The sequence below is a fragment of the Sandarakinorhabdus cyanobacteriorum genome (assembly GCF_002251755.1).
Lineage (GTDB): Bacteria > Pseudomonadota > Alphaproteobacteria > Sphingomonadales > Sphingomonadaceae > Sandarakinorhabdus > Sandarakinorhabdus cyanobacteriorum.
Map to the genome: position 1 here is coordinate 1 of NZ_NOXT01000088.1, position 25808 is coordinate 25808.

Annotated in this window: 32 protein-coding genes and 1 tRNA gene; 1 reads left to right on the top strand and 32 read right to left on the bottom strand. The window is 62.6% G+C overall.

Features of this window, described 5'->3' with window-relative positions; translation table 11 throughout:
- Positions 1 to 167 precede the first annotated feature (167 nt).
- From CHU93_RS04485 to CHU93_RS04625, 29 genes are all read right to left on the bottom strand, one after another.
- Complete coding sequence (locus CHU93_RS04485) at positions 168 to 539, bottom strand: hypothetical protein (RefSeq protein ID WP_094472956.1); 372 nt, start codon at positions 537 to 539, stop codon at positions 168 to 170.
- Positions 540 to 546: 7 nt separating this feature from the next.
- Positions 547 to 1227, bottom strand: a complete 681-nt coding sequence (locus CHU93_RS04490; RefSeq protein WP_094472957.1) for a hypothetical protein — start codon at positions 1225 to 1227, stop codon at positions 547 to 549.
- A 3-nt stretch (positions 1228 to 1230) separates the two neighbouring features.
- Positions 1231 to 2622 carry an NHL repeat-containing protein gene (locus CHU93_RS04495; RefSeq protein WP_133064317.1) on the bottom strand — a complete coding sequence of 464 codons (1392 nt, stop codon included), beginning with the start codon at positions 2620 to 2622 and terminating at the stop codon, positions 1231 to 1233.
- Complete coding sequence (locus CHU93_RS04500) at positions 2619 to 3479, bottom strand: tail fiber domain-containing protein (RefSeq protein WP_094472959.1); 861 nt, start codon at positions 3477 to 3479, stop codon at positions 2619 to 2621. The genes CHU93_RS04495 and CHU93_RS04500 overlap by 4 nt, the downstream gene beginning before the upstream one ends.
- Positions 3479 to 5020 carry a phage tail protein gene (locus tag CHU93_RS04505; RefSeq protein WP_094472960.1) on the bottom strand — a complete coding sequence of 514 codons (1542 nt, stop codon included), beginning with the start codon at positions 5018 to 5020 and terminating at the stop codon, positions 3479 to 3481. The genes CHU93_RS04500 and CHU93_RS04505 overlap by 1 nt, the downstream gene beginning before the upstream one ends.
- Positions 5020 to 5304 (bottom strand): hypothetical protein, encoded by a 285-nt coding sequence (locus CHU93_RS04510; protein WP_094472961.1) that lies wholly within the window; start codon positions 5302 to 5304, stop codon positions 5020 to 5022. The genes CHU93_RS04505 and CHU93_RS04510 overlap by 1 nt, the downstream gene beginning before the upstream one ends.
- Positions 5301 to 5612: a hypothetical protein gene (locus CHU93_RS04515; RefSeq protein ID WP_094472962.1), complete on the bottom strand. Its 312-nt coding sequence runs from the start codon at positions 5610 to 5612 to the stop codon at positions 5301 to 5303. Before CHU93_RS04515 ends, CHU93_RS04510 begins: the two co-directional genes overlap by 4 nt.
- 55 nt (positions 5613 to 5667) lie before the next feature.
- Positions 5668 to 5862, bottom strand: a complete 195-nt coding sequence (locus CHU93_RS04520) for a hypothetical protein (protein WP_094472963.1) — start codon at positions 5860 to 5862, stop codon at positions 5668 to 5670.
- A gap of 82 nt (positions 5863 to 5944) precedes the next feature.
- Positions 5945 to 6481, bottom strand: a complete 537-nt coding sequence (locus CHU93_RS04525) for a TIGR02594 family protein (RefSeq protein WP_094472964.1) — start codon at positions 6479 to 6481, stop codon at positions 5945 to 5947.
- Between the two features lie 21 nt (positions 6482 to 6502).
- Positions 6503 to 6718, bottom strand: coding sequence for a hypothetical protein (locus tag CHU93_RS04530; protein WP_094472965.1), 216 nt, complete (start codon positions 6716 to 6718; stop codon positions 6503 to 6505).
- A gap of 8 nt (positions 6719 to 6726) precedes the next feature.
- The gene (locus CHU93_RS04535; protein WP_094472966.1) at positions 6727 to 7308 is read right to left on the bottom strand and encodes a hypothetical protein; all 582 of its coding nucleotides are present in this window, start codon (positions 7306 to 7308) and stop codon (positions 6727 to 6729) included.
- Between the two features lie 13 nt (positions 7309 to 7321).
- Entirely contained in the window at positions 7322 to 8230 is a 909-nt protein-coding gene (locus CHU93_RS04540) for a hypothetical protein (RefSeq protein WP_094472967.1), read from the bottom strand.
- The gene (locus CHU93_RS04545) at positions 8230 to 9318 is read right to left on the bottom strand and encodes a hypothetical protein (RefSeq protein WP_094472968.1); all 1089 of its coding nucleotides are present in this window, start codon (positions 9316 to 9318) and stop codon (positions 8230 to 8232) included. Before CHU93_RS04545 ends, CHU93_RS04540 begins: the two co-directional genes overlap by 1 nt.
- A gap of 35 nt (positions 9319 to 9353) precedes the next feature.
- Positions 9354 to 10247, bottom strand: coding sequence for a hypothetical protein (locus tag CHU93_RS04550; protein WP_094472969.1), 894 nt, complete (start codon positions 10245 to 10247; stop codon positions 9354 to 9356).
- Positions 10244 to 14371, bottom strand: coding sequence for a phage tail length tape measure family protein (locus CHU93_RS04555; protein WP_094472970.1), 4128 nt, complete (start codon positions 14369 to 14371; stop codon positions 10244 to 10246). The genes CHU93_RS04550 and CHU93_RS04555 overlap by 4 nt, the downstream gene beginning before the upstream one ends.
- The gene (locus CHU93_RS17695) at positions 14368 to 14814 is read right to left on the bottom strand and encodes a hypothetical protein (RefSeq protein WP_207759215.1); all 447 of its coding nucleotides are present in this window, start codon (positions 14812 to 14814) and stop codon (positions 14368 to 14370) included. The genes CHU93_RS04555 and CHU93_RS17695 overlap by 4 nt, the downstream gene beginning before the upstream one ends.
- Before the next feature lie 8 nt (positions 14815 to 14822).
- Positions 14823 to 15239 carry a hypothetical protein gene (locus CHU93_RS04565; protein ID WP_094472971.1) on the bottom strand — a complete coding sequence of 139 codons (417 nt, stop codon included), beginning with the start codon at positions 15237 to 15239 and terminating at the stop codon, positions 14823 to 14825.
- A gap of 27 nt (positions 15240 to 15266) precedes the next feature.
- A complete protein-coding gene (locus CHU93_RS04570) occupies positions 15267 to 15728 on the bottom strand; it encodes a hypothetical protein (RefSeq protein WP_094472972.1) in 462 nt (153 codons plus the stop codon).
- A gap of 12 nt (positions 15729 to 15740) precedes the next feature.
- The gene (gp17, locus tag CHU93_RS04575) at positions 15741 to 16160 is read right to left on the bottom strand and encodes a tail completion protein gp17 (protein ID WP_094472973.1); all 420 of its coding nucleotides are present in this window, start codon (positions 16158 to 16160) and stop codon (positions 15741 to 15743) included.
- Complete coding sequence (locus CHU93_RS04580) at positions 16157 to 16720, bottom strand: HK97-gp10 family putative phage morphogenesis protein (RefSeq protein WP_094472974.1); 564 nt, start codon at positions 16718 to 16720, stop codon at positions 16157 to 16159. The genes gp17 and CHU93_RS04580 overlap by 4 nt, the downstream gene beginning before the upstream one ends.
- Positions 16717 to 17070 carry a phage head closure protein gene (locus CHU93_RS04585; RefSeq protein ID WP_094472975.1) on the bottom strand — a complete coding sequence of 118 codons (354 nt, stop codon included), beginning with the start codon at positions 17068 to 17070 and terminating at the stop codon, positions 16717 to 16719. Before CHU93_RS04585 ends, CHU93_RS04580 begins: the two co-directional genes overlap by 4 nt.
- The gene (locus CHU93_RS04590; RefSeq protein WP_094472976.1) at positions 17055 to 17597 is read right to left on the bottom strand and encodes a head-tail connector protein; all 543 of its coding nucleotides are present in this window, start codon (positions 17595 to 17597) and stop codon (positions 17055 to 17057) included. The genes CHU93_RS04585 and CHU93_RS04590 overlap by 16 nt, the downstream gene beginning before the upstream one ends.
- On the bottom strand, positions 17597 to 17797 hold the full coding sequence (locus CHU93_RS04595; RefSeq protein ID WP_094472977.1) for a hypothetical protein: 201 nt from the start codon (positions 17795 to 17797) through the stop codon (positions 17597 to 17599). The genes CHU93_RS04590 and CHU93_RS04595 overlap by 1 nt, the downstream gene beginning before the upstream one ends.
- 54 nt (positions 17798 to 17851) lie before the next feature.
- A complete protein-coding gene (locus CHU93_RS04600) occupies positions 17852 to 19084 on the bottom strand; it encodes a phage major capsid protein (protein WP_094472978.1) in 1233 nt (410 codons plus the stop codon).
- A 24-nt stretch (positions 19085 to 19108) separates the two neighbouring features.
- The gene (locus CHU93_RS04605; protein ID WP_021245853.1) at positions 19109 to 19768 is read right to left on the bottom strand and encodes an HK97 family phage prohead protease; all 660 of its coding nucleotides are present in this window, start codon (positions 19766 to 19768) and stop codon (positions 19109 to 19111) included.
- Complete coding sequence (locus tag CHU93_RS04610) at positions 19765 to 21024, bottom strand: phage portal protein (protein ID WP_094472979.1); 1260 nt, start codon at positions 21022 to 21024, stop codon at positions 19765 to 19767. The genes CHU93_RS04605 and CHU93_RS04610 overlap by 4 nt, the downstream gene beginning before the upstream one ends.
- The gene (locus CHU93_RS04615) at positions 21021 to 22766 is read right to left on the bottom strand and encodes a terminase large subunit (RefSeq protein ID WP_207759216.1); all 1746 of its coding nucleotides are present in this window, start codon (positions 22764 to 22766) and stop codon (positions 21021 to 21023) included. The genes CHU93_RS04610 and CHU93_RS04615 overlap by 4 nt, the downstream gene beginning before the upstream one ends.
- Before the next feature lie 7 nt (positions 22767 to 22773).
- Positions 22774 to 23256 carry a phage terminase small subunit P27 family gene (locus tag CHU93_RS04620; RefSeq protein ID WP_207759217.1) on the bottom strand — a complete coding sequence of 161 codons (483 nt, stop codon included), beginning with the start codon at positions 23254 to 23256 and terminating at the stop codon, positions 22774 to 22776.
- Complete coding sequence (locus CHU93_RS04625; protein WP_094472980.1) at positions 23253 to 24506, bottom strand: site-specific DNA-methyltransferase; 1254 nt, start codon at positions 24504 to 24506, stop codon at positions 23253 to 23255. The genes CHU93_RS04620 and CHU93_RS04625 overlap by 4 nt, the downstream gene beginning before the upstream one ends.
- A gap of 93 nt (positions 24507 to 24599) precedes the next feature.
- Here CHU93_RS04625 and CHU93_RS04630 point away from each other — a divergent pair.
- Positions 24600 to 24676, top strand: a tRNA-Ile gene (locus CHU93_RS04630).
- A 1-nt stretch (position 24677) separates the two neighbouring features.
- On the opposite strand, the gene CHU93_RS04635 is transcribed toward CHU93_RS04630, so the two are convergent.
- The 3 genes from CHU93_RS04635 to CHU93_RS04645 form a co-directional block, all read right to left on the bottom strand.
- Positions 24678 to 24902, bottom strand: a complete 225-nt coding sequence (locus CHU93_RS04635) for a hypothetical protein (protein WP_094472981.1) — start codon at positions 24900 to 24902, stop codon at positions 24678 to 24680.
- A complete protein-coding gene (locus tag CHU93_RS04640; RefSeq protein WP_094473005.1) occupies positions 24899 to 25261 on the bottom strand; it encodes a hypothetical protein in 363 nt (120 codons plus the stop codon). Before CHU93_RS04640 ends, CHU93_RS04635 begins: the two co-directional genes overlap by 4 nt.
- 185 nt (positions 25262 to 25446) lie before the next feature.
- On the bottom strand, positions 25447 to 25713 hold the full coding sequence (locus tag CHU93_RS04645; RefSeq protein WP_165768604.1) for an HNH endonuclease: 267 nt from the start codon (positions 25711 to 25713) through the stop codon (positions 25447 to 25449).
- Between the last annotated feature and the right edge of the window lie 95 nt (positions 25714 to 25808).

Sequence of the window (25808 nt, forward strand, 5' to 3'; positions counted from 1 at the left end):
CGCCAAGCATGCTCAAGCTTCACGATTTTTGCAACAGAGCCGAAAATAGCACCCTTCCGCCTGACCCAGAACTAGAATTTTAGCCGGTCCGCGCCTTCGCGGCCTTCCGGAAAACCACACTTCCGATATCGGCAACGCCAGTACAACAGTCAGGACGTCGTCCTCCGTCAATCCTCCGCCGCCAATCTCTGAAAAAAGGCGATGTCCTCATCAGGCTCGTCCCAGCGGTCGGCGATCCTGGCCCAGCGATCGACCCGATTCCGGAATTCCAGATTATCGATCGAGACGTTGAACGTGTATAGCCGGTTGACGATCTCCCTCATCAGCGCGCGCATCTGGTCATCGTCGAGGTGGGAGACATCATTCCAGCCGATTTCGCGCCCATCGGCATCAATGACGCGGACGTCCGAGTAGTCCCCTGCATGGGTAACCGGGACTATGCCCGCGTGAAGGGTTTCGATGCCCGTATTGCGGACGCACATCATCGCGAGCGTTTTCGCCATCTTGGCGGCAATGCGCTTTTCGTTGTCCCGGTTCATCGGCCCACTATAGCTGCAAATCTCCCGCATAGTAGGCCCGAACCGCTTCTGCTTCGTACATGCTCAGCTCGCACAACGGGCCTGCCGCGGCATTGATCTGGGGTATCTCTACCGAGACACCATCCCCGCCAAACCAATCGACTATCTCTCGCAGCCCGGCCTCATAGTCTGCAAAGGGCAGCACGGTAACCCGAGGATCATCCAGCCACTCCGACTGCAGCCGATAAAAACTGAGATTGCCGCCCCGGGGCTGGCGCAGAACACCTGGAACAAGAGGCGGCGGCAATGCGGCCAGGATGTCTAGTGGCGGGACGCTATCGATGACCGCGCGCATATCCAGATTAATAGCGTTAGGATCGGGTTCAAACCATCGCGGATGCCGCTCAATGCCAACGAACCGCTCCGGAAACAGCTGCATCAACGAATTCGGCAGGCAGCGCTTGTGGAACTCGATCGCCGAGCAAAACCTCTCAACCGGATCCCGCCAGAAGGCATAGATAGCCGTTGGTGAGATGCTCTTCCCAGGGAACTGCTCCTCAGCCAACCTGATCGCTTCCGGCAATGTGGGGTGGCGTCCCATCTCGCCAACCAGATCAACCCCGATCTGGCCAAGGACAGCCCTAGCCGTTTGCGATCCGTTCTTTGGCACGCCGATGAACAGCGTCTTGCGGTCATGCGAAATGATCATGGGTCAGATCCCGGTCGTGGCGTTGGTGTAGGATCCGGCTGCAAAGCTGTAGGTTGGGGTCCCCGCGGTCAGAGTGCGGCTCAGCAACGAGAAGCTGCGGAATGTCAGCGACCAAAAGGTGGTTCCAATACTGGGCGACGACGTGTTGTAGGTCACGCCCTGCGTCGAGGCCCCAGCCACTGACCAGGTGCCGGTCTTTGATCCGTCGATTGGCACTTTGAAGATGGCGCCGCACAGATCCATGTACCCGTAGGGCGAGAAGTCCATCATGGTGTAGATGGAGAACACCATGGCCGTCGAGCTAACCGCCAGGCCCGTGAGGCTGAAAGAGTTCGCGCCATTGCTCGTGTCCAGGCTGACGGTGCGGGCCAGCAACAAGGTGCCATCGATCGAAAACTGATAGATGTCCGCCCCGGCATAGATCGGCGCAAAAACCCGCAGACTGCCGTCTGGCCCGAGGCTCACCGACCCACTGCCGTAGCTGGAAGGCAGGGACAGCTGCCACTGGATCACAGCGCCAGAACTGATCTTGAGGAGGCTCAGCGTGCCGTTGATGCCCGCGAGCCAGTAGATGTTGTTACTGCTGTCTACCGCAACGCCATAGCCGTAATCATAGCCAGTACTCCCGATCGAGCGCTGCCAGCTGACCGAGGGGGTGGCAGTGCTGATGACGTTGATCAGGGCATCGATGTTGCCCGCTGTTGACGTCGAGGTATTGCCAGAGAGGACCAGCAGGCTGCCGTCCGGGCTCAGCGCCATCTGGCTGGCATATTCGTTGCCGGAGCCGCCGATCGAGCGCTGCCACAGCAGGGTGCCGGCGCTGTTGTATTTGGCAATCAGAGCATCGGCATTGCCGGAGCCACCGCTCGATGTTGAATAGCCGGCCACATAGACGTTGCCGGATGCATCGACCGCCGCATTGTACCAGATTTCCTGGCCGGAGCCGTTGAGGCTGCGCTGCCATTGCAGGGTTCCCGAGGTGTCGAGCTTGGCCAGCCAGCCATAGTAGTTGCTCGAGTAGTAGGCCCCGGCAAGGTAGACATTCCCGCTGGCATCAATCCAGCCCCCGTTGATGAAAGGCCCAGAGACGTTTCGGGCCCATATGAGCGCGCCGTCACGGTCCCATTTGAAGACCGCGCTCGTGGCACTGGCGTAGATGTTGCCGCTGCTGTCAGTGCCCAGGATCAGGAAATTGACCACGGTCGAGCCAAAGGTCGCATACCAGAAGCTCTCGTTCGACTTTCCGTAGAGGTTGGAGAGCGAGATCGGCCCGGATGCGACACCAGCCAGCGTACGGACTGCCGCCTCGCCGAGTGAAGTCGTGGTAGTCGATGTGCGGCCTAGTTCGACGGCGACGTTGCCAAGCGAGATCGGCCCCGAACTCTGCAGGGTCATGGTTGGGCCTCGAGGCGATCGACCTTGTCGGCCAGGTCCTTCACGGCCTCGATCAGTACGCCGACGAGATTGCCATAGGCGACAGATAACAGACCATCTTCATGGGTCATGACCGCCGCGGGCACAATGGCTGCCAGTTCCTGGGCGATAAGACCAACGCCGCGATTGCCTGTGTCGCGCCGACTAAAGGTAACACCACGAAGTTTCCGGACCCGGTCCAGAGCGCCAGTGATCGTCTCGATGTCCGTCTTCAGGCGGGCGTCGGAATAGGCCGTGATATCGCCGGTCGCGGTAATCGAGCCAGACACGGAAATACTGCCGGTAAAGCTGTCGCCGGCCTTGTTGGCAGGCGTATAGCCAAGAGCGCTAGTGACATCGCCGGAGGTCATCGATGAGCCCGCGGTGACCCGCCCTTTGGCATCGACCGTGACCTTGAGATAGGTTCCAGCCGTCACGCCGCTATTCGCCAGTGTTGCGGCAAATGACAGAGCCGCCGAGCCGTCAAATGCCGCGCTGGTGCCGGTCACATCGCCGGTCAGCGTAATGGTGCGCCCAGTCGCCCACCTGGTCGCTGTCGCGGCATTGCCGGTGCAGGATCCTGACGAACCGGTGATCGACCCACTGGCCGTGATGTAGCCGCTGGGGTTAGTCGAATTGTACGGCGTGAACCCGAGCGCGGTCGTCACCATGCCTGAGGTCAGATTGCCGAACCCCACCTGTACCACGGTGCCCGCAGCAGTCTTGGAATAGAGCTTCTGGTCAGCCAGATTGACGGCGAGTTCGCCCGCCTGCAGCGATGCCGCCGCAGGCACGCTGGAGGCGGTCGACGATCGTTTGAGCAGGATGGTGCTCGGCATCAGAAGGTTCCACCATCCAGCGTCACGCCATCAATCGAGCCACCGGTGATGGCGACGTTGCTCGCTGCCTGCGTCGACATGGTGCCAAGGCCAGAAATGTCGGTATTGGGAATGGTCGCGGATGCCGTGAACGCCGCCGTGCCGTTGCCCTTGAGGTAGCCGGTGAGCGTGGTGGCCCCCGAGCCTCCTTTAGCCACGCCGAGCGTACCGCCGATATTGCCCAACGTGAGGTTGGCTTCGTTGACATCGAAGGTAGGGTTGCCCGCCACACCATCGCCATTGGTGACTGCGATCTTGGTCGAGCCGGCCGTCAGCGTGCGCGCTGCCACAGTCCCAGCGGCCGTGCGGGCGATAATCCCGTTGGTGCCAAGGTTGTGGAGCGCCAGCGCCTGACCGGTCAGTGCGACAGCGTCAGCGGCCACAGCAATGCCTGTGCCGGCCCCCACGTCGATCGTGTTGCCGGTCTTGGTGAGGCCATTGCCGGCAACGATCTGTCCGGCGCCGTTGAACTGAACGAAGGTGACAGCAGTGGTGCCCAGCGTGCCACCCGCATCAACCGTGCAGAGGTAGCCGACGTCGGCGTTCACTGTGCCCTGTTCGACAAACAGGTAAGCCGAGACATGCTCGTCCCAGGTCGAGAGATCGATCGCCCGAGCCCAGGCGCCAGAGGCAACCACATAGACGCCGTTCTGGGACGGCGTGGTCTGGTCCTTCACTAGCACGCGGTCGCCCGCGGCAAGCGCCACGCCGTCGATCGTCATGATGCCGGACAGCGAGGCAATATTGGCAGTCGATGCGGCTTTCACCGAAGCCTTGGGATCGAGCCCCTGAACGGTCAGATCGACGTAGTTCTTGGTGGCGGCGTCCTGGGCTGCCGTTGGGTCAGCAAGGCCTGTGATGCGCTGGCTGTTGAAGTCCACCGCAGCGGTAGGTGCTGCCAGCTGGTCGAGCCGGTTGGCGCGGACCCGGGCATCGGTGAAATAGAGGTTGGTGCCTTCAGAGACGTCGCTGGTCGAGAGCGTGATGGCACCGGTACGACCAGCCACCGAAGTCACCGGGAACGTGATCGCGACGTTGCTAGCGGCTGTCACCCGACCTTTCGCATCGACCGTGACCTGACCGACTTGCGTGGCAGAACCATAGGAGCCAGCGGTGACGCCGCTGTTCGCTAGGGTCGCGGCAATAGTCGCATTGGCGGTGCCATTGAACGAGGCTGTGCCGGTCACATCGCCGGACAGACCCAGCGAGCGCGCCGTTGCCAGCGCGGTTGCCGTGCCAGCATTGCCCGAGATCGAACCCACAATCGTGCTCGAGAAGGTCTTGATCCCGGCGACGGTCTGGTCGCCCGAGAGCCCGACGAAGGCGCCCGGGCCGCCGATGGCGATGACCGAGGTCGCTGTTCCGCCAGCACCCCCGGTGCCGGTGCCGTAGTAGAGTGTGTTGTCCTGCTCGTTGAATGCGAGCTCGGCATTGGCGAGCGATGCCGGAGCCCCGGCCGCACCGCCTGCGGCCCGGCGCTTGATACGCAGGGTATTGGCCATCAGAAATTACCTCCGTCGACCAGTCTGGCCGCTTTCTCGTTGATCCATGTGTTGGTGGGGGATGAGTACGTGAGCACGTCGCCGCCCTCGGGGAGCTCAAGCGCCACATCGGAGAGGTCCGTGAGCGCACTGAGCGGCCCGGGCGGACCTGGTGGGCCCTGAGGTCCGGCAAACCCGCGTGGACCTGAGATCCCGGCGTTTGAGACCTCGAGGGTTATGCTGGTGCCGTCGCTCTCGACGAGGATGGTCTGAACCGCCTCGATGATCTGCAGCGCGGCCGTCATTCGACATCAAACGTAAGGGTCGGCAGGACTTCACGCTCCCCGCTGTCGTTCTCGAAACCGAGCGTTAGCCAGACTCGCCCAGCGCCGCCCTTCAGCGGCGCAGTCTGCTCATCGGTCCACAGCACCTCGATCTGGCCGCCCGTTGCCGGCGGCAGAATAACAAGCGCGGGCGGTGCAATGTTCGGGCTCTGGTCAATGACCATGAGCGCGAGACCGGAGAGATCCCGAGCAATCCCGGCGCCTTGGTCGGCAAAGAAGGTGGCGCGCACGCGCTTGGTGCCGCCCCGTCGGATGGTCAGCCTGGTCATGCCTGCACCTGTGAGAAAGGAGGGTGGCGGGAGCCACAGCCCCCGCCATTTGATGTCAGCCGATCCGGGTGGTCGCCGTCTTGCGGAACAGGACCCCGCCAATGCCGGTCAGCGCCAGGACGACGGTCAGGACGTCCGTCTGGCTGAGACCTTCCGGCAAGATGCCGATTGCGCCAGCAACACCCCAGATGCTGCCGAGGATCCCGGTCCAGATGGCCTTCGAGGTCCACCAGGGCTTCAAGTCTTCCATGTCAGTTCTCCAAAAGAAAACCCGCCTGAAGGCGGGCGATTGTCCGGCTGCGCAAAGGGGCAGCGGATTGGTCGTGGCCTGATCAGGCCTCGTTGGTGGACAGAGTGCCGGTTGCAGCCAGTTGGACTGGCTTCGCGGTCGCCGGCGCCTTGCGATAGGCCGGCCTGCGCACGGCAATGCAGCGCTCCTTCGCAATCCGGGTGATGGTCACGCCGTCGGATTGGTTGCCGCCGAGCACATGGTAGGCGCCGTAATCTTCACCGACATAGAGCCCGACATGGCCAGATCCCTGGCCGCGGCGGAACACCAGCATATCGCCCAGCTGGGCCTTGTCAGCGGCCTTGCCGAACTTTGCCCAATTGCGTGCCCACAGCGGACCTTCCACGATCGGCTTGCCGCCCCGTTTGGCGACCACGGCCATGAAAAGACCACACCAGGGAATGCCGTCCTCAAGATAGGTCCGGGCTAGCCCGACCTCCTTGGCCCATTCGAGGATCAGCGGATTGCTGGCAGGTCCGGGCACCTCGAATGTGCCGTAAAGTTTGCGCGCTTCTTCCAGCATCCGGGGCAATGGGCGCAGTTCATCGAGCCAGCCATAGGCCGACGGCAAAGGGTTCATGGGAGTTTCTCCTTTGGGAGGTTAGCGGCCGGAAAAGCCCTTGAAGGCAGCGGTGATCACCGCGATCGCGGCAACGAGGGTAGAGAGCCATTTGATGAAGCGGACCACACCCGTTGCCGTGTTCCAGGCGTCGAGCAGGTCTTTGAGTTCCTTGCGCACGGCCTTGAGTTCGGTCTGCATGGCTTCGAGGTCAGCACGGATGAGCGCCATTTCCACGGCGGGGTCTTGTTCGGGCATGGCAGGTCTCAGCGGATCGAGCAGATGATGGCGATGTCGCCGGCCCCAAGATCGACAGTGTAGCCCGGCGCCGGATTGAATTCGGTCTGTCGCTGGCGTGGGCCGGTGGCGTAGTGGATGAAGAGCGCGGCTTCGCTCAGCACGGTTGGCTCGGTCAGCACCTCGAACTGGTATTGTACACCAGGCGCCCGCTTCAACTTCTGCACCACGCAGCAGAGCGTGAAATCGTCGTGGAAGTGCCGGGTGAATTCACCGGCCGGGAGATAGCCACCGCCATTCTCGACATTGTGGCAGCCAGGGGTCCAGGTCTGGATGATCGGACCGTCAGGGCCTTCGAACACGTAGTCGGCCGATCCGTTGATGCAGATCGAGACATGCTCGCACAGGGTCCAGGCAACGCCTGCCTGGTACATCTCAGCGATGGTGGCATTCAGTCGGGGCGGCACGAAGCCCAGCATCGGCCAGAGCCGCCACGAGTTTGCTGGCCGACGAAAGGTGAAGTCGTTCTTGAACACCCCATAGTTGATCTCGAGGTCGTCGTTGATCGCAATCACCTCGTCGGTGACCGTCGGCCGGCGATCTGCCTGCATGTTGTGTTTTCCTCTAGCTGACTGTGACCGAGACGACCTCGCGCACAACATGGCTACCGGACTGACCGCCCGACGTGCTGATTGCGGCGCCACCCAGAGTGGCGGAAAGGTTGAACGTGTCGGTCGCGGTGTTGACGACGAAGTAGGTTGTGTTGGCGAAGATCCCGGCCGGAAGCACCCCGGAGGTCGTGAACTGGACACGCTTGCCGTTTGTCAGACCGTGGGCAGCAGAAGTGACGGTCGCTGGAGTGGCAATCGTGATGCTAGCGGCGCGCGGCAGCATGCTCGTAAAGACATTGCCGCTTAGCGTGCCGTTGGCCTGATAAGCCGTGATCGGGTCCTTGTAGCCGTAGCGTGTTCCAGAGCCGGAGCCGGTGAAGCTGAGCGCTGCGCCGCCCGGTGTGGCCGCGATTTTGAATGCGCTCGCACTGACCACCGACTGGACATAGTAGATGGTGAAGGCCGTCAGCCCGCTGGGCATACCGCCGCTGCAATAGAACTGGACCGGATCGCCAACGGCAAGCCCATGCGACGTCCAGTTCATGGTATTGGTTGGCGATGGACTGAATGTGATCCCGGCGACGTAAGTCGCCCAGGAAACCGAGCCCGCGCTTAATGGATAGACCGTACCGTTGATCCGCAAACGGCTGGGCTCAGGCGTCAAACCGTATCCGTCGAGACCGATCAGCGTGCGCGACGCCGCAGCGTAGAAATCATACTCATGGGCAATCGCGCGGATGTTGCGACCCTGCCAGCTTGCCGGCGTGAAGGCGCCACCCACAAGCGATGTGAAATAGCCGCCATCAGCGCCGAACTGCTCGCCAGCGCTGTATTTGTCGCCCCACGAGTAATAGCTGACGGGTAGATCGATCTGCCGCTCGTCGCTGCCCGATCCAAGCAGGACCCCAAGCACACCCGACATCAGCTGATCCCGGTGCCCGAGACGAACCAGACATTGGTCTCGACCTTGATTAGCGTGGCGAGCCCACGCACGGCGAGCGTCCGGTTGCCAGTGCTGGTGGTGCCGGCCTGGCAAAGCGTAACGCTGGAGCCTTGGGCGATGGTGATGGCTGAACCGCCATTATTGATGATGGTGATGGTCGTTCCGAGCGGGAAGCCGACCGTGCCGTTGGGGGGCACAGTAATGGTCTGCGCAGCAGAATTCAGCGAGTAGATGTGCTTGCCGTTGTCGGGCGCGACCAGCTGGTAGGACGCGCTTTGGACGTTCTGGGGTACTTCGCGAAAACCGATCGACCATGCCGAGCCGCCCGCGTCATTCACGGTGGAGCCGGTCGCCGCGCCCGAGATCGTCTTGTTGGAAAGCGTCTGGCTGTCCGTCGTCCCGACGACTGCGCCTGAGGGAACTGACCTGCCTGACCAGGAAGCGAGATTGGCGCTGTAGCCCTGTACATCGCTGCCGATGGCGAGGCCGAGATTGCTGCGGGCGGTGGCGGCATCGGCTGCACCGGTCCCGCCATTGGCAATGGCCACCGTGCCCGTAATCTTGGAGCCGGCCAGTGCGGTCAGCCAGGCGGGATCAGCATAGGTGCTGGTGGTCAGGACGGCATTGCCGGAAACCGACGGCGCGGAGAGCGCAACGGCCCAGGCGGCAATCGTGCCGCTGCCACCCACCATGGCGACATTGACGACGAGCGCACCGGTGCCGCTGGTGTAGGCCGTAATCTGCCCATGCATCCAGTTGGTGGGTGTGGCCGTGCTGGTGATGGTCACCCATTGGCCCACCACAAAGGCTTTCCCGGTCTGAACGGTCAGGGACTTGGAGCCCGTGCTGATGGCAAGCGAGGTGGTGCTGGTGGCGCTGGTGCCTGGCGCGTTGACGGCAGTGGCCGCACTGGCAGCGGCATTGGTTGCGTAGCCGTTGACCTCGACCGCCAGCGCATTGGCCTCCGAGCCGAAGGTCGGCAGCGCGCCGAGGAAGGCGTCCGCACGCGCAGAGAAGTTCGCCGCGTCCGTCCGTGACGGCGGCGTGGGCAGTGCTGTGATAGGCATGGAATTACCCTTCAGGGTGGATCAGGCCAGAGAGTTCAGGTCAGCCCTTCGATGGTCAGGCTGCAGTAGCTGACGGTCGGGTAGGCAAGGTCGATCGAGAACTCTTTGTAGAAGCCGTAGACGGTAAGGCTCTCGAAGCTTTCAGAGCCAATCCAGAGGACCGGCGAGGCGCGAAGCGCTGCAAGATTGCGGGCCACGTCATCGATGGCGCTGGTCGGCATCACGACACGCGCGGTCATCCGCTTGGCAAAGGCGCGTTCAACTACCGAGGTGACACCGAACTGGTCGGTCTCTTTTCTCGAATAGTCGATGATGCCGATGTCCGCGCCGTGCTCGGTTTCGCCGATCGTAAACTGCCTCCCGAACAAGAGCGCGCCGCAGGAAACGAGGTCGGCTGGATTGTCGCGGGTAATGGTGACGGTGATGATGCCGGCCTCGTAGACCGGCACATCGAGGAACAGCAGGCTCGACTTGCGCCCGACAGGTTCGAAGAACCAGGAGAACCAGTTGTCGATGGCCGTGCCGCCGACATTGAAGCTCTGGGTCTTCGAGTAGAGCTGCGTGCCCGAAACCGTAAGCGAAACCGTCGCGCTCTCCGCATCGGTGTCGATGAGCGCTACGCCGTCGGTCGCGCCTGGTGACAGCACAACCTGCAAGCTTCCCGACCTGGTTGTGGCTGTCCCGACCCGGTCATCGAACATGGCCCAGCGGTTGGTTGGCCCGAGATCCAGCCACTTAGTCGGATCACTTGTCGGGTTAACGCCGGTCGATGCTACCAGTGCCTCATAGCGCCGGTGGGTCGCCGTCAGGATCACCCGCGCACCTACCGCATAGGCTGTCCCCGATGCCCAGACCGGGTGGTCGTTCTCCAGGGCCGTGCTGCTGGTCAGCATCCCGTCCGTCAGTGAGGTCGGCCGGATCAGCTTCATGCCGCCGTTCTCACGGCTAGGGCATCGCCGTCTGGCGTCACCCGCTCGAGGATACGAGCGGTCTTGCTGGTGCCCGAAGCGATCGTAGCCGAGGCAATCCGCTGTTCACCGCGCAGGTCGGAGAGTTCCTGTTTCAGAGCTGCCAGCCCATCGATCAGTACTGTGGCGCTGTCGTTTGCTGGCAACGACGCTGTCGCAGATTGATTGGAGGCGAACTGCTCCCACCAGGTCGGTGTGCTCGCCGTGGCATCCGTTGCCATGTCACTGTGCAACCCGACCATCCCGTTGATGATCGCGACGGTCTGCTCAAGGCTGGCAGCGGTCTGGCCCTGAATGCGCGCCAGTTCCTGTGCCGAGGTAGCAGCATCGGCCGCCACGTTCAGCAGGCTTTGGCTTAGCCCGGGTAGCGACTTGGCCGCCTCCTGATCACCAGCCCGGGCAGCAAGAGTGGCGGCGTTGAACTCGGACAGAACCTGAGCGTAGGTTTTGGTACCGCTGCCGATGCTCCCACGGATGCGGGCAACTTCGGACAACAGGCTATCGGTAATGCTCTCCCAGGCCGAGCGTAGCTTTTCGGCCGCAGCTGCCGCCTCATCAGCTGCCTTTTGCTGGTCCTGCAGCGCCCAGATCTGCTGCTGCTGCGCGCGGTTGCTTTCGTCGAGCTGGGCCAGATCAAGCGCCCGCAGTGCTGCGGTATTACCTTGAACCTCAAGCAGCTGGCGCTCGAGCGACAGGCGTTCATCCGCGATGGCGGCTGCACTGGCTGCGTCCTGGGCCGCGCCAATGAGCTCGGCAAAGGCCGGGGCCAGCTGGATCAGGGTGACATAGGCCGCGCGGCCAGCCTCGGTGGTCAGGTCCTGCGCTTCGACGAGCGCCCGGAAGCCTGCGATGCTTTGCGGCAGCCCAAGTCCAAGGCTCTCGAACACCCGGGCCATCTGCGCGGTCTGGGCCGTCGCCTGTTCGGCCTTGCTGTAATAGAGCGCGAAATACTCGCCCGTCGCGGAGGTCATGTCACTGGCCGAACCGAACAGGTCGAACAGGTTCATCTTCGCCGCAAGGCCCAGATCCTCGACCGAGGTGCCAAGCAGGCTGAGCGAGGAACTCACCGCCTCGACGCTCGATGCAATCCGGATCAGCGTCTCGAAATAGCCTTCGCCAACCTTCTGAAATTGCTCGAGCCCGGGGATCGCGTACTTGGCGAGATTGTCGGCCGCTGCGCCAAAGACAGCGGTCAGCTTTTCCTGGATTTCAGCGCCGGTCAGACCCTTCAGATCGATCTTGCCGATGTTGACGACGAAACCCTGCAAGCGGGATTGGACCTCGCTCAGCGACAAGCCCAGCGGCCCGGCTGCGGCCGAGATCGCATCATAGAAGCCGGAGAAGATCAGCGCGAACTGGCGCTCGAGCTCAGCATCGGCAGCCGAATAGCGGGTCGAGTAACTCGAGCCCATGCTGATCCCGAGGAACTTCTTGGTCTTCTTGACGTCGCTGTAATAGCTCGCGTCAAACCCGCCGGAGAGGATGTCAGCCAGCGACTGGCCACGACCGAAGATGCCCTGGCCGGTGATCGTAGTCTTGGTACCGAACAGTGCGCCGAACGCCTTGCCGACGAGCCCGACCAGACCGCCCAGAATGCCGCCAATGATGGGGATCTTGTTCAGAACGGCCCCGACGCCTTCAAGACCCTTGCCGATGAGGCCAGTCACGCCCGTGGACTGATAGCCGGTGTTTACTCCTGCAGCGGAAGTCTCAGCGCCATTGGTGCGGATGATGAGGTTGGTGAGCCCGCCGATATTGGCCTCGATGTTGCGCAAGGAAGCCAGCATGGCAGCGGAGTAGCGCATGGTCAGCGTGTCCACCTCGCGCAGATGATCGATCGCTTTGGCAATGCTCTCCGACTTGGCCGTGCTGTCCCCAAACACTGTTCCAGTTCCATCATTGGCGGTGGGCAGTTTTGGAGACCCACCAAAGGCGCCGCTGATCGCGACACCGAGCGAGGCAATGACGCCGGCCGTGATGGCGCCGGCCGCAATGTTGAGCGGGAACGGCAGTGAGCGGATGGCGTTCACCACGGCCTCCACCGCCTTGATGCCGGTCGTAATGATCGAGTTGCCCTGTTCGACGCCAGCACGTGCAGTGTCTGAGGCCGCCATGGCAGTGTCGCTCGTGACCTTGGCCGCCGTTTGCGCACCGATCAGGCCGATTTTGACTGCGGCATTCTTGATCGCGACCGCCAGTTCAAAGGCGCGGAAGACCTTTTCAGCGGTCAGCAGCGCCTTGTAGCCGTCCGAACCCTCCTTGAAGAAGCCCTTGGCGGCCGAGGCGAGATTGCCATAGTGATTGATCTCAGCCGATGCCTGGGCGGCACGTGCATCGGCATACTGGAATGAAGTGCGTCCATATTCGCGCTCGGCCTCGGCCACACGCTGGGCTGCAGCCACCTGCGCCGATGCAAAACGGGTGATCTCGACCGTAATCGCACCAATTGCCCCGCCGACCGAGCCGAAGGCATCGGCCATGTTCTGTGCCGCTGCTTCAGTTGCCGAAACCATGTCTTCCAAGCTTTGGAGGAACTGCTCCTGACCGCTTTGCGCGAAGTCTGCTTCCATGAGCCGGATCCGTGCGGCGCGATACCGCTCCCAGGCTTCGACCCCGCGTTCCAGCACGATCTGTTCACGCTCGGCTTCCAGATTTGCGAGTGCCTGCGCCCGGGCCGACTGGCCAAGCAGAGCGACCTGCTGTTCGAGCGGGCCGACCGTCTGGCGCAGGAACTCCGAGGTGGCGAATGCGCGCGTCGCCTGTTCCCAGGCTTCGCCGGCTTGGAGAATTGCAATGCGCGCTTCGTCGGTCGGCGCCTTGATCGCTGCCATCGCAACCTCCATCCGCTTGATCTCGATCGGGGTCTTGCCGATCTTGGCGGTCTCGAGCGCGAGGTTGGCGGCAAAGTCCCGGGCGGCCTGGAGCGCGCGTTCGGCTTCAGTTTCCTTGGGGCCTTTTGCGCTGCTGGCACGGTCAGTGCTGTCGCCGCGGATCTCTTCCGCCTTGGCGGCAAGCCGGGCCTTGGCAGCAGCGATGCTGTTTTCCCGCCAACGCGCTGAAAAGGCATCCATCATGCCCATGGCATCGCCAAAGGCTGACGCGAATTCATCGCGGACCTGTGCGCCCATGCGGGCGGTGGAGCCGGCAAAGCTGTTTTCCATGCGCGGTAGAGCCACGCTCTCGATCCGGGTGATGGTGGCAAGGCCCACTCGGTCAAGCACCGGGTTCACCCATTCGGCGAGCCAATTGAGCGCTGCGATTGCTTTGTTGGCGAGATACTCGATCCCACTGATTGCCAGATTAGCGGCGCCCACGGCGGCTTCGCCGATAACGCCGGGTAGTGCTGTCCAGGTAACGCGGATTGCATTGAACCCGCCGACCCAGCCTGCATAGAGAATGGCGACCGCATATTTGCCAGCAGTCAGCACCGCTTCGAAGGCCGTGACCGCCCAGTCCTTGAGGGTCGAGAATACCGTGCCCAGGTTCAGCCCATCCGAGATGGTCTTCCACAGCCCCTTCATGGTGTCGCCGACGGTGATCCCGACAGGGCCCAGCTTTTCCATTTCCTTTTTGGTGAGTCCCAGGCTTTGCGCATAGCGGTCGAGCTCGCCCGTCTGTTTGACGCTCGACTGGAACAGCTTGAATGCGCCGAACGCGAGTGCAGCGGCAGCAGCGGCTGCGAGAAGATAAGGGTTTGTCAGCGCTGCCGCTGCCGCACTGGCAGCAAGCCCCAGCAGCGCCCGGGCCATGCCGCCGATGCCGACACCGGCCTGCATCGCGATCTGCCCGATCTGCGTGCCCTGCTGCATGAAAACGGTCATGGGTTTCTGGCCAGAGAACAGGCCGACTACCATGTCGTTGAGCTGGAAGACGAGGTTCTGGACATGGTGCCCGGCAAGCTTGGCCGAGCCACCCATCCGCGTGACACCGCCGCCCCCGACCGCATTGAGCGCCCGGTCAGCACGCGAGGCGCTGTCGGCCATATCGCCCATCGCACCTGCCACCGTGCGCTTCATGTCAGCCATCTCCTTCTGGAGACGGGCGACGTTGGTGATCATTTCAATTTCGAGGGTGCCTGCTTTCACGTGCTGGGCTCCTTCGACATCATCAGCGCCCGGAAGGCGTTGGTCACTTTCCGGGAGACTTCATCTCGGTTGAGGACGGACGTGGCAGTCCATGGAGGCGGGCAATCAGGCTCGCGGGCGCGGACGGTTTCAGCGACGAATTCGACAGAAAGCCGTCGCAAGAGGCGGACCAGCCAGGGCGGCAGGTCGAGCCCCATGCAGTGCTGCCACTGGCCTATCGTGGCCCAGGAGATGGGGACTGCGCCCATTGCGCCGGGATCGGTGGGGCCGACTTCCATGAGCCAGTCGATCACCCAAGGGGTGCGGATGCGTGGAAAGTCCGGAGTAAGGTCGTCGATGGCCATTCGCTGCAGCCGGGTCAGCGGTTCGCTCTCCGGCTCAGGCTTTGGCGTTTTTCCAGTGCGCGGCTTGGGCGCGGTGCCCAGCCACGCCAGTTGTCGCACGTAAAGGCTCAGCTCTCGGCCGAGCTCTTCGTAAAATTTGCCCAGTCATTGATGTGGGCGGCGACCTGCGTGGCGATGAACCCGATCGAGGGATCGGCATAGGCCTTGCGGAACAGTTCCTGACCTTCGAGCCCGTCGGCGGGCGGATAGGTGAAGCCATTGAAGCTGACCGTGCAGGCAGCCAGAAAATCAGCCTGTTCGGCGAGCTTCTCCTCGGCCGACTGGTCCATCTTCCCGCGCTTCTTGATCTTGTCCATCAGCTGGTTCTGCTGGCGAGCCTGGGCGCGCTGATAGACCTTGGAGCCTGGGCCGTAGACTGTGATCGAGAGGCGCTTGCCCTTTTCGTCGAACAGCGGGGCATCGTCGCCGCCGACGAGTTCGAGGGTCGAGGTATCGGTGGCAGCGAGGGTCGTGATGTCAAACATGGAATATCTCCGTCAGGGTGTCAGGGATCAGGGCGCGAGGACTTCGACAATGCCCACACCGGCGGAGTTGGTGGTGAGTTCGAGGGTCACGGTGGCGGTGGTGATCTGATCGACCGAACCGACATTGACCTTGAAGCTCATGACCTGCGCCTGGAAGTAGTACTTGTCGCCGTTCTGGGTGGTGACCAAGAAGCTGTGATCAGCGTCCGAGAGCGAGGCGGATTTGAGCAGGATCTGGCCGGTATCATCAGTGTCGAGACCCAGCTGGATCTGCATCGTACCCTGGTTGAAGCTACCCTTCTTCTTGACCACGCCGCGGCTGCCTACGGGATTGAAAGTCACGAGATTGAACTCGCGGCCGAACTCGCCGAGGTCGGAGACTTCGCCGACTACGGTCATGGTCAGCGCATTGTAGCCGGTGGCGTCAAAAGTCGCAGGGGTAGAGGCCGACACCTTCAAGGTGGTGCCGGCGGAAGTCCGAACGGTCATGGCAATGGGTCCTTATGAAGGTGAGGCTAGGCGCGCCTCGTTGAATGAGACGCGGAAGTCCTGCGTCTGCATGTGGATACCGGTCTCCTCGTCGAGGAAATCAGGACCGGCGGAATCTGTGTGGACGGTCACGTCAAAGAGCCCGTCGATGGTAGGCATCTGGTCGGCTGCCGCCTGGCGGACGGCTGCGATAATGGCTTTCACTTCAGGGTAGGTCCGGGCCAGAACGGTCACCTGCACGCGCTCGGTGACGCGGCGTTTCGCGCCCGGAGCCTGGACATTGCGGTCGATACTGCTGACCGACATCAGCGATATCGCCGGCAAGTCCGTGCCCTGCGGCAGCATCCCAGCGGCGATCCGCACAACGGGGACAAGTGACGTCACCCCGGTGTCAGCCACCAGGAGCGAGCGGACCGCAATAACACCGTTCATTCGTCATCGACCTCGAGGGTCGGTGCCTTCAGGTTACCGATCTGGACCCGGTGGGCGATGTATGAGCCCATGGCATTCACCGCTTCCTCGGCTTTCTGGTCAAGCGCTGGGCGCAGGAAGGGTTTTGCGGCGTGACCCGGGTGCATGACCGCGGGCCCGATGAAGTTCTCGCCAATTTTGAGGCTGCCGCGCTTCACCATCTTGTTGATTGTGCCGATACTGACTTTGCGCGGGCCACGCCGGGTCTCACGCACCGGCTTGTCCGCCTCGGAAACCGAGATCAGGTGGGGCGCGACACCATATTCAATGAACAGGCCAAGATAGGAGCCTTTCCCACGCAGTTTGACGTAAGACGAGAGCTTGGCTCCGTCGGTTCGGGTGCCAATCCCGATCGCGCGCTTCAATTGTCCGGTCTTGACCGGGACATTGGCCTTGGCCTGCTGCTGGATCACCTTGGCGCCAGCCCGAAGACCTCCACGGATCACGTTGCGCTCCAGGTTCTTGGGCAGTTCATCAAGCAAACGCAGCAGTTCAGGGCCGCCCTTGAGCCGGATCGTCATGGTGCGGCTCCTTCGCTCGAATGTTCCTCGACCATGAACTCCATGGCCTCCCGCCGCCCCAGTGTTGCCGGGCCGGAAATGATCTGGTGGATGCGTGAATCGATGATGACCCGCATCTCGGCTGTGAGTCCTGGCAGATACCGAGTGCGGATCCGGGCAGGACGGCGACCAATCTGGATGCTGTCGGCCAGGCGCTCGGCCTTGGAGGGGAGAATGTCCTTCACCTCAGCCCAGATGCAGGCGAACTCGGTCCAATTGACCTGTTCGGTGCCATATTGGGTATCGTGCGTGACGACCTTGCGCTCAATCCGGATCCTTGTGTCGAGCTTCGAGGCTAGATCCAGCGACATTTGAGCTGACCCACCAACGTGTCGAAGGCGAGACAGGCTGCACCTTCGCGGTTTTCGAACAGGGATGCGGTTTTGACGAGGATCGCAGCGCGGGCGATCGCCAGATCAGGGTCGTTCTCATCCAATCCGGCCGACAGTGTGATCCGGATCAGGCCGTCTTTACCCAGCTCGGGCCAAGATTTCCCGGATGCCGGGCGGATGCGGGTGACCCCGTGCCGTCGGCGGACGACATAGTCAGCTTCTGGGAGGGCCACCGTTGAACCGCCCAGGGCAGTGTAGCGGATCTCGGCCACCGTGCAGGGCCGGATCGGCACGGTGATTTCGTCCAGCCAGTCTTGCAGCTGCAGTTCGAGGGTCTGTTCGCACAGCTTCAGGCCAGTCTGCTGCTCCAGTTCAGCTTGGGCTGCATCCAGTTTAGCGACGAGCAGCAGGTCCTCGTCACGGCCATCAAGCCGAAGCTGCTGGCGTGCTTCCTCGAGCGTCACGGCACGGTCCTGGGGTGGCTCGATCGTTACGATCTCAGACATTATTCCGCCTTGGTGCGGTGCGTGGAGCCGGATTTGCGGGTGACAGCAGGGGCCGGTTCACTCCCGCCGGCCTCAACAGCAAGCCCGCGTTCGATCAGCTGTCGGCCAAAATGATCGTCGAGCTCGAAGTTCTGGCCGGCAAGGATGTTGTTGGAACTGACCGAGCTGATGTGCAGGGTATCAAGGGCTTTGAGGATCATGGGCTATCCCTTCCGTTGGATGAGAGGGGCCGGAACGAGCCGGCCCCTGCATCATCACGCAGCCGTCGCCGCGGTGGCAGCAGCTGCGAAGTCGCCCTTCACGAAAGCCTCCGGGCGGTAGACCGCGAGCGCGAGGCGCTCTTCGGCCAGGACCGTCACCAGGTTCTTGCGGAAGTTCTGGTCGTCCTCGGTCGAGATCTCGACCATGGCGTCCATGCGGTCGAAGATCTGCGCGCCGAGTTGGAAGGCGCCGGTCAGGAACTTGCCCGTCGCCATTGACTGCGTTGCCACTACCGGCTGCCCCCACAGTGTCGGCGATAGGTTGCCCTGCGGATTGCCGATGATGAACTGGCCGGTGGTGTCCTTAAGCAGTTCGATCGCTGCCCAGTCAGACGGGTGCAGAACGACGCCCGTCGACATCAGCTCGGAAAGAGCGGTCTGCAGCATGGCGAGGCGCAGGACATCGATGCGGGTGACAGGCGCCGGGATGGTGATCGGCGGCGCAAAGGCGGTCGCCTGGGTGTAGACGCCGTGCAGATCGGTGCCTGTACCCCCGCCGTTGAGCAACTGGTTCTCTTCAACAAGCGCCAGGCCATAGGTCAGGCGGCCGTCGATGTAGGACTGCAGCATCGGCACGTCGTCGAGGATCTGGCGGGTCGCCAGCACCCAGTGTGCGATCGTGGTGACGCTGCTGGTCACGACATCGAACTTGATGTCAGTCTGCGGCTTGGTGGCGCCGGCCGTTTCTGAAACGGTGGCCGCTGCATTCGTGAAGCCGGTTTCCTTCACATACTGGACCGCATTGCTGTTGGTGCGGCCTGGGGTCAGTAGGTCGCGGACCGTGAGGCGGCGCTGGCCAGGGGTGATAATCCCCGGCTGACGATCGGGTACGATGAGGTCGCCGGCCGAGCCATTGGCATCGGTCGTGAGGGCAGAGACGATCGCCTTGACCTCGACACTGGCGCGGCCGCGGGCGGTCTTGCTGTTCAGGAACGGCTTGATGGTGTCGGACGAAACGACGCATTCACCGATCGTCCGATAATCGGAGCGTTCGTCATCCTGCTTCTTGCGGGCGAGCTTCTGCTCGACTTCATCGAGGCGAGCCTTGGCTTCATTGAGCGCGGTCAGCGCTTCATCAGCAAGCTGCTTGGTCGCGGCCGAGAGCTCTTCACCCTTGGCAGCCTTGCCCAGCGCCTCTTCGGCGATGGCTTTTACCTGGTCATGGCGCGTATCGAACGCAGCCTTCACTTCTTGCGCCAGCTGATCGGCGCTCTTGGTCTCGGTCATGGGATTGCTCCGTAGGAGGTGGGTTCAGCCGCGGATTTGCGCGGCGAGAGCCGACAGAAAGTCGGTGTTGGACTCACTGCCGGACTCACTCCGGAGCAGCGATTTGAGGCCTTTGCCCGCGATTGCGGTGGCCTGGCTTTTCGAGAACCCTGCCTCGCGCAGGAAATTCTCAAAATCGGAGAGCGACGGCATCGTCTGCCCGTCGGTGACGGTCTTGACCGCCGTCACCTTGGCCTCGGTATTCATGGGCATGGTGACGAGGCTGATTTCGCGAAGATCGATCTTCTTCAGGCGCAGGACGCCGGCCTTGTAAGGGTCGGGAGCGGCACCGCCCTTGGGGATGGTGTAGCCGATCGACAGACCGCCGAGCGCGCCGTGTTTCAGCTTGCCATAGGCACGCTGGGCGACGGGATCGCCGTCGAGGATCAACTGGCCGCGCACGAACAGACCGCGGTCATCCTCGAAGATGTCGCGCCAGACGCCGATCGGTTCGCGCTGGTCGTGCTGCCAGAGCATTGGGATGCCCCAGCCTTCAGCGCGGGCCTTGGCGACGCTCTCCCGGAAAGCGCCCGGTTCGATGAGATCGCCGCCCTGGTCGACATTGCCGAAGGTCGAGGCGTAGCCCTCGAACTGCCCGGTGTCCTGAAGATCACTGGATTTGAGGGTCAGGGTGAGATGTTTCATTTAGGGGGCTCCGATGGGGCATTCGCTCCGGTTGGCGGCAGGATTCCGGCAGGAGCACCGGCCTGCGTGATAGGCACGTTCTGCATCTGCATGCGGGGGACATCGCCGCCTTCGACCGGCGGCAGGTTTTCGAGCGCACGGACCTCGTTGATGGTCATCACGCCATTGGTCAGCATCTGCTGGTAGAAGGAGGCACGCGCCCCGCTGTCGCCGCGCAGCAGGCCTTCCAGGTTGAACTCGATGACGAGACCTGCCTGCCGGTCGGCCGGCGACAGCAGCTGCTTGGCGAGCGCCTGCTCGATGCGCTTCAAACGGCGGCGCAGCGTGAACTTCTGGAACCCCAGCGTCTGCTGTTCGAGCCCAGTGCCCCAGCTGGTGGTCTTCTCGGTGTGGCCGACCATGAATGGCGGCACGCCGAAGAACCGGCAGACCTCTTCGACCGAGAATGCCCGGCTCTGCAGCATCTGCGCGTCTTCCGGACTGATCGAGAGCTGGACCCAATCCATGCCCCGGTCGAGCAGCATCGGCCGTCCGGCATTGATCGCTCCGGCAAACTTTTCCTGCAGCAGTTCCTCGGCCTGTTTGCGCTGGTCTAGGGTCAGGCTGTCGGCGGTCTTCAGCAGCCCCGAGGGCCGCACGCCGTTGCGGAAGGTGTCGCCCGATGCCCGTTCGATGGCTTGTGCCAATCCGAAGGTCTGGCGGCCGAAGCTGAGGGTCGAGAGACCGCCCAGCGGGTTGCCGCCGAAGCCCCGGATGTGGAGCATGTTGTCCTGGCTGACGACACTGCGAATGCCGCCATCCGACCACTCATATTCTAGGCTGCCGTCGCGTATACGGCGCACCGTCATCAGCTCAGGCGCGATAGGCACGCTCAGTGCGACCACTCGGCCATTGCTGCCCCGGATGATCTCGGCATAGGCGTTGCCGCTGAGTTCAATCGAGGCGCAGATGAATTCCCAGAAGTCGACCGCGGTCTGGTCGGCGTTCGGGCTGTCGTGCAGGATCCGGTAGATCGGATGATCGGTCGCGACCGTCCGTGCGCCGCCCCGGGTCCGATAGACCATGAGCGGGAGCGAGGCGATCGTACCGGCGAGCAAATTGACGCAGGCCCAGGCCGAGGCGAGCCCCAACACAGAACTGGTCGAAACTACCTCGCCGGTCGTGGTCGTGCGGCCGCCCACTGCCTGTACCAGCCGAGGGTCAGTAAGACCGATGGAGCGCGCGATGTAGCCGAGCGCCTTTTGCAGCAGGTTCATGATGCCAGGCTCTTCAGCCAGTCATCGATGGAGCCGGAGGTATCGCCTGCCATCGCTGCCCCCACTGCCATGCACAGCGCGACGGCTGCGTCGATCTTGTTGATGGCCCGCTGCTTGGAGAGCCACTTATTGTCCCAGCGATCGGTCTCGGTAACCGCCGACATCATTGCCGAAATGAGGACCGGATTGCGTTTGAGCCGGATGCGGCCTTCGAGGATTAGTTCTTCCAGATGCCGAAGGGAGCCTGGCATCCAGAGGCCTTCGGTCATTTCGCCGGCTGGTTTGGCCCGCTTGGTGCCGCCCTGCGGGTGCTCGACAAAGGCGAGGTCGAGGCCCAGTTCGGCAACTTCCTCCTCGAACCGCCTGAAAGCGTATCGGTCGTAAGCGACTGCCTCGACGCGGTAGTCCGAGGCCATTTCGGCCAAGGCCTGCGCCACATGGCGAAAGCTGATGTTCTCGCCTCCTGGAGCGTTTAGAAATCCGTCGGCGACCCAAAGGTCGTAGGGCTGCTTGTCCCGCAAGACCCGCGCCGACAGCGTATCGCCGGGCGTCCAGACCTCGACCCATGCGTCAAAACAGGGTTTGCCATCCTTCTCGCCATTGCGTTGGACCGCCGCCAGCGCGGTCAAATCCCGGTTCTGGCTGAGATCGAGCCCGAGCCAGACGGATTGCCCTGCCTTGGGATCGAACTCTGCCAGCAGCGGCTCGAGCGTGGACCGCGCCATCCAGGCGGTCTCCGCATCCGTCCACACACAGAAGTGGAGGCGCAAGATGCCGTTCAATTGCCCCGGGATGGCTTTCGCCTGCGCCACGACTTCCGAGAGGTATTGCTCGGTGATCGTGACGCCCAGCAGCGGGTTCGCCTTGATCCAGCAGCTGGAGTCAGTCAGCGGGTCGTCGCCTTCATCAAGCCCGCAGACATAGCTGAAGGTCGTGTCGTCGATGACTTGGCCGAGGAATGTAGGGTCGGTCACCGCATCTGGATTACCGGCCGCCACCCGGATCGCGTGTTCGTGTTCCTCCCATGCGACAGAATTGCGGTCCGAACCCGAGTTGGTGATCATAAACAGCAGCGGATCACGGCGAAACTTGAAGCCGCGCTCTAGCATCTCGATGATCGAGCGATCCGGAAGCTCGTGGACCTCGTCCGCCAGCACAAAATAGGGGCGTGGGCCGGAACCTGTCTTGCCTGTATCGCGCGACACCGGGCGAAAGAAACTGCCCGAGGACAGATGCGCGATATTGAACTCGCGCCCCGGGCCGCCCGAGAACTCCAGCCGCCGTGCCAATGCCGGTGATTGCCGGACCATGCGCACCGCATCTCGGAACAGGATGTTGGCCTGCTCCTTCTTGGCCGCCGCCGCATAGATCTGGGCGCCGGCTTCCTGGCAGGCGGTCATCCCGTAAATTCCGATGCCGCCCGCGACCGGCGATTTGCCGTTGCCCTTGCCCTGTTCGATGTAGGCGCGGCGGAACCGGCGACGGCCATCCTTGCGTTTCCAGCCGAACAACGAGCCGACGATAAACGCCTGGCTCGGCTGCAGTTCGAATGGTTGCCCCTCGAACTGGCCCTCGGAAAGCTTCAGAACCTCCTCGAAAAAGGCGAAGGCGTGATTGGCAGCATCTTGGTCGAACCAGATGCCATCGTTGCGTTTCAAGTCCGCGATGTGCCGTTTACAGGCATTGCGTACATGCGGTCCGGCGACAATCTCGCCTGAGACCACGGCTTTGGCATAGGCCAATGTCCGGTCAGGCGAAGAAGCGGTCGGCGGGGTCCGCGCCTTCTTCTGGCGGCTGGGCCGCGATCCTGCTCCTGGCACTCGGCGTCATCCCGAATTCTGCGGCGTAACGCATCATGTCCGCCGCCGCCTTGTTGGCGGTGCCCACCAGCGGGTTCTGGATCGCGTTGCCGTTCGATGTCTTGATCATGAGGCCGCCGGTCAGCTGGTCCTTCTCCGCCATCTTCGCGATCGCGCGTTCAGCCTGGACCCAGCGGCCGTAAACCATGGCGTAGGCGGCGAGTGCTGCCCGATCGATCTCGGAGAGGATCCCGAGGTTGTAGAGCTCGGTCGCGACGCGGTTCCATTCCTCTACCGCATCTGCATTGAGATGGGCTGGCGGAGCGGGGATCGCGGCTTTGGCCTTCGCCTCTTTGCGGTTGACCTGCCGTTTGCCGGGGTTGGACGTGACAAGCTTCAACTGCGAAGGCTTTGGCTTCCTGCCGGTAATCATGCAGCCTCAGCTATTCTCCCGCCTGCAATCTCGTCGAAGGTTCGGCCGTCACCCTCAAGGGTCGCAGCCTTACCAGTAAAATCTTGCCAGCGCTTCACGGCAACATCGATGTAAGCGGGATTGAGCTCGATGGCGTGGACAACGCGGCCGGTCATCTCACCAGCAATGATGGTAGTGCCCGAACCAGAAAACGGCTCATAGACCGCCTGGCCCGGGCTGGAGTTGTTCTCGATCGGGCGCTTCATGCACTCGACCGGCTTCTGGGTGCCGTGACCCGTCTCGTTCTTCTTGGGCTTGGCGATATGCCAGACGGTGGTCTGCTTGCGGTCACCGGCCCAGTGACCCTTCGCGCCCTTCTTCACGGCATACCAGCAGGGCTCATGCTCCCAATGGTAGTCGCCGCGCGAGAGCACGAGCTGGCCTTTGTCCCAGATGATCTGGGAGCGGAGCATCAAATCGCATGCCGCCAGGCTGTCGCCGACTACGCCCGCATAGAGTCCAGCGTGCCAGACATAGGCAACGTCACCCGGGAACAGCGCCCAGGCTTCGCGCCAGTCGGCCTTGTCGTCGTTCAGCACCTTGCCCTTGGCAGTGCCGGAAGCCCCAACCCCGGCCTTTTCGCGCCAGGCCGGATCATATTCCACGCCGTAGGGCGGATCGGTGACCATCAGGTGGGGTGAGACACCGTTCAGGGCCTTGGCGACGGTGTCGGCATCGGTGCTGTCGCCGCAGACCAGGCGGTGCTTACCAAGCAGCCAGACATCGCCGGGTTTGGCGATCGGATCAATCGGCGCTTCCGGGATTTCGTCCGGGTCTGTGTTACCTTCGGTCTTTTCGGCCAGCAGCTTCGAGAGCTCCTCATCCGAGAACCCGGTCAGCATCAGGTCGAAGTCGAAGCCCTGCAGATCGCCGAGTTCAACGGCCAGCAGTTCGAGGTCCCAGCCGGCGTTCAGCGCCAGCTTGTTATCGGCGATGACATAGGCCTTCTTTTGGGCCTCGCTCCAGCCCTTGGCGACCATGGTCGGGATCTGGGTCAGGCCCAGCTTGCGGGCAGCCGCCAAACGTCCGTGCCCCGCGAGAAGTCCACCGTCCTCATCAACGAGGATCGGGTTGGTCCAGCCCCACTCGCGGATCGAGGCTGCGATCTGCGCGACCTGTTCGTCCGAGTGCGTGCGGGAGTTGCGCGCATAGGGCGTGATCTTCTCTATCGGCAAGAGCTCGCTGCTCTGGGCCGGCCAGTTCTGATCCATAGATGTCCTTGAAACGGGTTCGGCCGCAGGAGCCCGGAAGGGCTTGCGGCACTTGTTTGCGATGTTGGAAAGCCGCTATGGGCGTTGGAGGTGGGGCCTGTAGCTCAGTTGGTTAGAGCTGGCCGCTCATAACGGCTAGGTCGCGGGTTCAAGTCCTGCCGGGCCCACCAATCAAATGAGTTCGAGCTCGCTCAGCACCTTCGCTGCGCCGAGCAACTGGTCGGTCTGGACCGTGATCTCGATCGTCATGCTGTCTGCGGTCGCGCTGGCGTAAACGCCGCCCTCGTAGAGTTCCTGTTCAATCGTCTCGATCACCGCGATGATCCGGCTGCGGTCGAAGTTCTCGGGCAGCGTGCGGATCGCAAGGCGGATGGTGCTGGTGATGCCCGCGCTCATTGTGCGTCTGCCATGATCTCGTAAAGGCCGACAAAGCCGGTCAGGTATGGCAGGCCCTTTGGAATGCCATGTTCCCGCGCAGTGTTGCGGTCGATCTTCCAGCCCATCCAGCGGGTGATGGCGGCGTCGATGGCCCTTTCAAGGCCAAGCCCGGTGTGAATGCCGTTGTGCACATCGTCGGCGAAGTGTCGACCGTGGCGGCTGTCGAGGAAATCCCGCACCCCTTCCGCGCTGCCCACCGTGACCTTGGTAATCGCCGGGAAGGCAATGGCCCAGGCTGCATCGGCATCGGCGAATGCGCTGCTGGTGCCGTAGAAGCCCCAGACTTGGTTGGCAGTTGGCAGGGTCGAGTTGGTCATCTGCATCGCTCCGTGTTCGTGAAGCGACTACCGCTCTTATCGCGGCGACTATCCAGTCAATTCGATGGAAAACATCGACTTTATGGGATCTGACCCCCGGTCCGAGTTTCGCGGTTGCGTAAAGTTTGGGCCAAGCGCGGTTTCCCCCGCCAAACCGCCAGACTTTCGGACCGCCCCCGGCCTGGTCACCAGATCGGCCACCCGTCGGAGCCCACGGCAACCGTCCTGCGCTGGCCGAATTGTTCGGCAGTCCGCTTGGCATGGCACTCGGCGCAGAGACAGCGGATGTTGCTGTCCTCGTCCGATCCGCCACGGGCTAGCGGCACAATGTGGTCAGGTACGGTCGCCTCGCGGACGATCCCGGCATAGGCGCAATCGCGGCAGATGGGTTCCGCCTTTAATCGACGCAGGCGCTGCGCAACTGCCTGGCGTCCCCGAAGTCGTTCAGCCATCGCGCAACGCCTGCAACGAGAAACGCCCGGAAGCTGGTAAGCCCCGGGCGCAACTCGCATCACTACATTTCGGAAACATCTACAGTATAGCAATG

What these genes read in the sequence shown, in the direction of transcription:
- CHU93_RS04485 (WP_094472956.1), bottom strand. Translation starts at nt 539, where the DNA reads ATGAACCGGGACAACGAAAAGCGCATTGCCGCCAAGATGGCGAAAACG.
- CHU93_RS04490 (WP_094472957.1), bottom strand. Translation starts at nt 1,227, where the DNA reads ATGATCATTTCGCATGACCGCAAGACGCTGTTCATCGGCGTGCCAAAG.
- CHU93_RS04495 (WP_133064317.1), bottom strand. Translation starts at nt 2,622, where the DNA reads ATGACCCTGCAGAGTTCGGGGCCGATCTCGCTTGGCAACGTCGCCGTC.
- CHU93_RS04500 (WP_094472959.1), bottom strand. Translation starts at nt 3,479, where the DNA reads ATGCCGAGCACCATCCTGCTCAAACGATCGTCGACCGCCTCCAGCGTG.
- CHU93_RS04505 (WP_094472960.1), bottom strand. Translation starts at nt 5,020, where the DNA reads ATGGCCAATACCCTGCGTATCAAGCGCCGGGCCGCAGGCGGTGCGGCC.
- CHU93_RS04510 (WP_094472961.1), bottom strand. Translation starts at nt 5,304, where the DNA reads ATGACGGCCGCGCTGCAGATCATCGAGGCGGTTCAGACCATCCTCGTC.
- CHU93_RS04515 (WP_094472962.1), bottom strand. Translation starts at nt 5,612, where the DNA reads ATGACCAGGCTGACCATCCGACGGGGCGGCACCAAGCGCGTGCGCGCC.
- CHU93_RS04520 (WP_094472963.1), bottom strand. Translation starts at nt 5,862, where the DNA reads ATGGAAGACTTGAAGCCCTGGTGGACCTCGAAGGCCATCTGGACCGGG.
- CHU93_RS04525 (WP_094472964.1), bottom strand. Translation starts at nt 6,481, where the DNA reads ATGAACCCTTTGCCGTCGGCCTATGGCTGGCTCGATGAACTGCGCCCA.
- CHU93_RS04530 (WP_094472965.1), bottom strand. Translation starts at nt 6,718, where the DNA reads ATGCCCGAACAAGACCCCGCCGTGGAAATGGCGCTCATCCGTGCTGAC.
- CHU93_RS04535 (WP_094472966.1), bottom strand. Translation starts at nt 7,308, where the DNA reads ATGCAGGCAGATCGCCGGCCGACGGTCACCGACGAGGTGATTGCGATC.
- CHU93_RS04540 (WP_094472967.1), bottom strand. Translation starts at nt 8,230, where the DNA reads ATGTCGGGTGTGCTTGGGGTCCTGCTTGGATCGGGCAGCGACGAGCGG.
- CHU93_RS04545 (WP_094472968.1), bottom strand. Translation starts at nt 9,318, where the DNA reads ATGCCTATCACAGCACTGCCCACGCCGCCGTCACGGACGGACGCGGCG.
- CHU93_RS04550 (WP_094472969.1), bottom strand. Translation starts at nt 10,247, where the DNA reads ATGAAGCTGATCCGGCCGACCTCACTGACGGACGGGATGCTGACCAGC.
- CHU93_RS04565 (WP_094472971.1), bottom strand. Translation starts at nt 15,239, where the DNA reads ATGTTTGACATCACGACCCTCGCTGCCACCGATACCTCGACCCTCGAA.
- CHU93_RS04570 (WP_094472972.1), bottom strand. Translation starts at nt 15,728, where the DNA reads ATGACCGTTCGGACTTCCGCCGGCACCACCTTGAAGGTGTCGGCCTCT.
- gp17 (WP_094472973.1), bottom strand. Translation starts at nt 16,160, where the DNA reads ATGAACGGTGTTATTGCGGTCCGCTCGCTCCTGGTGGCTGACACCGGG.
- CHU93_RS04580 (WP_094472974.1), bottom strand. Translation starts at nt 16,720, where the DNA reads ATGACGATCCGGCTCAAGGGCGGCCCTGAACTGCTGCGTTTGCTTGAT.
- CHU93_RS04585 (WP_094472975.1), bottom strand. Translation starts at nt 17,070, where the DNA reads ATGTCGCTGGATCTAGCCTCGAAGCTCGACACAAGGATCCGGATTGAG.
- CHU93_RS04590 (WP_094472976.1), bottom strand. Translation starts at nt 17,597, where the DNA reads ATGTCTGAGATCGTAACGATCGAGCCACCCCAGGACCGTGCCGTGACG.
- CHU93_RS04595 (WP_094472977.1), bottom strand. Translation starts at nt 17,797, where the DNA reads ATGATCCTCAAAGCCCTTGATACCCTGCACATCAGCTCGGTCAGTTCC.
- CHU93_RS04600 (WP_094472978.1), bottom strand. Translation starts at nt 19,084, where the DNA reads ATGACCGAGACCAAGAGCGCCGATCAGCTGGCGCAAGAAGTGAAGGCT.
- CHU93_RS04605 (WP_021245853.1), bottom strand. Translation starts at nt 19,768, where the DNA reads ATGAAACATCTCACCCTGACCCTCAAATCCAGTGATCTTCAGGACACC.
- CHU93_RS04610 (WP_094472979.1), bottom strand. Translation starts at nt 21,024, where the DNA reads ATGAACCTGCTGCAAAAGGCGCTCGGCTACATCGCGCGCTCCATCGGT.
- CHU93_RS04620 (WP_207759217.1), bottom strand. Translation starts at nt 23,256, where the DNA reads ATGATTACCGGCAGGAAGCCAAAGCCTTCGCAGTTGAAGCTTGTCACG.
- CHU93_RS04625 (WP_094472980.1), bottom strand. Translation starts at nt 24,506, where the DNA reads ATGGATCAGAACTGGCCGGCCCAGAGCAGCGAGCTCTTGCCGATAGAG.
- CHU93_RS04635 (WP_094472981.1), bottom strand. Translation starts at nt 24,902, where the DNA reads ATGAGCGCGGGCATCACCAGCACCATCCGCCTTGCGATCCGCACGCTG.
- CHU93_RS04640 (WP_094473005.1), bottom strand. Translation starts at nt 25,261, where the DNA reads ATGACCAACTCGACCCTGCCAACTGCCAACCAAGTCTGGGGCTTCTAC.
- CHU93_RS04645 (WP_165768604.1), bottom strand. Translation starts at nt 25,713, where the DNA reads ATGGCTGAACGACTTCGGGGACGCCAGGCAGTTGCGCAGCGCCTGCGT.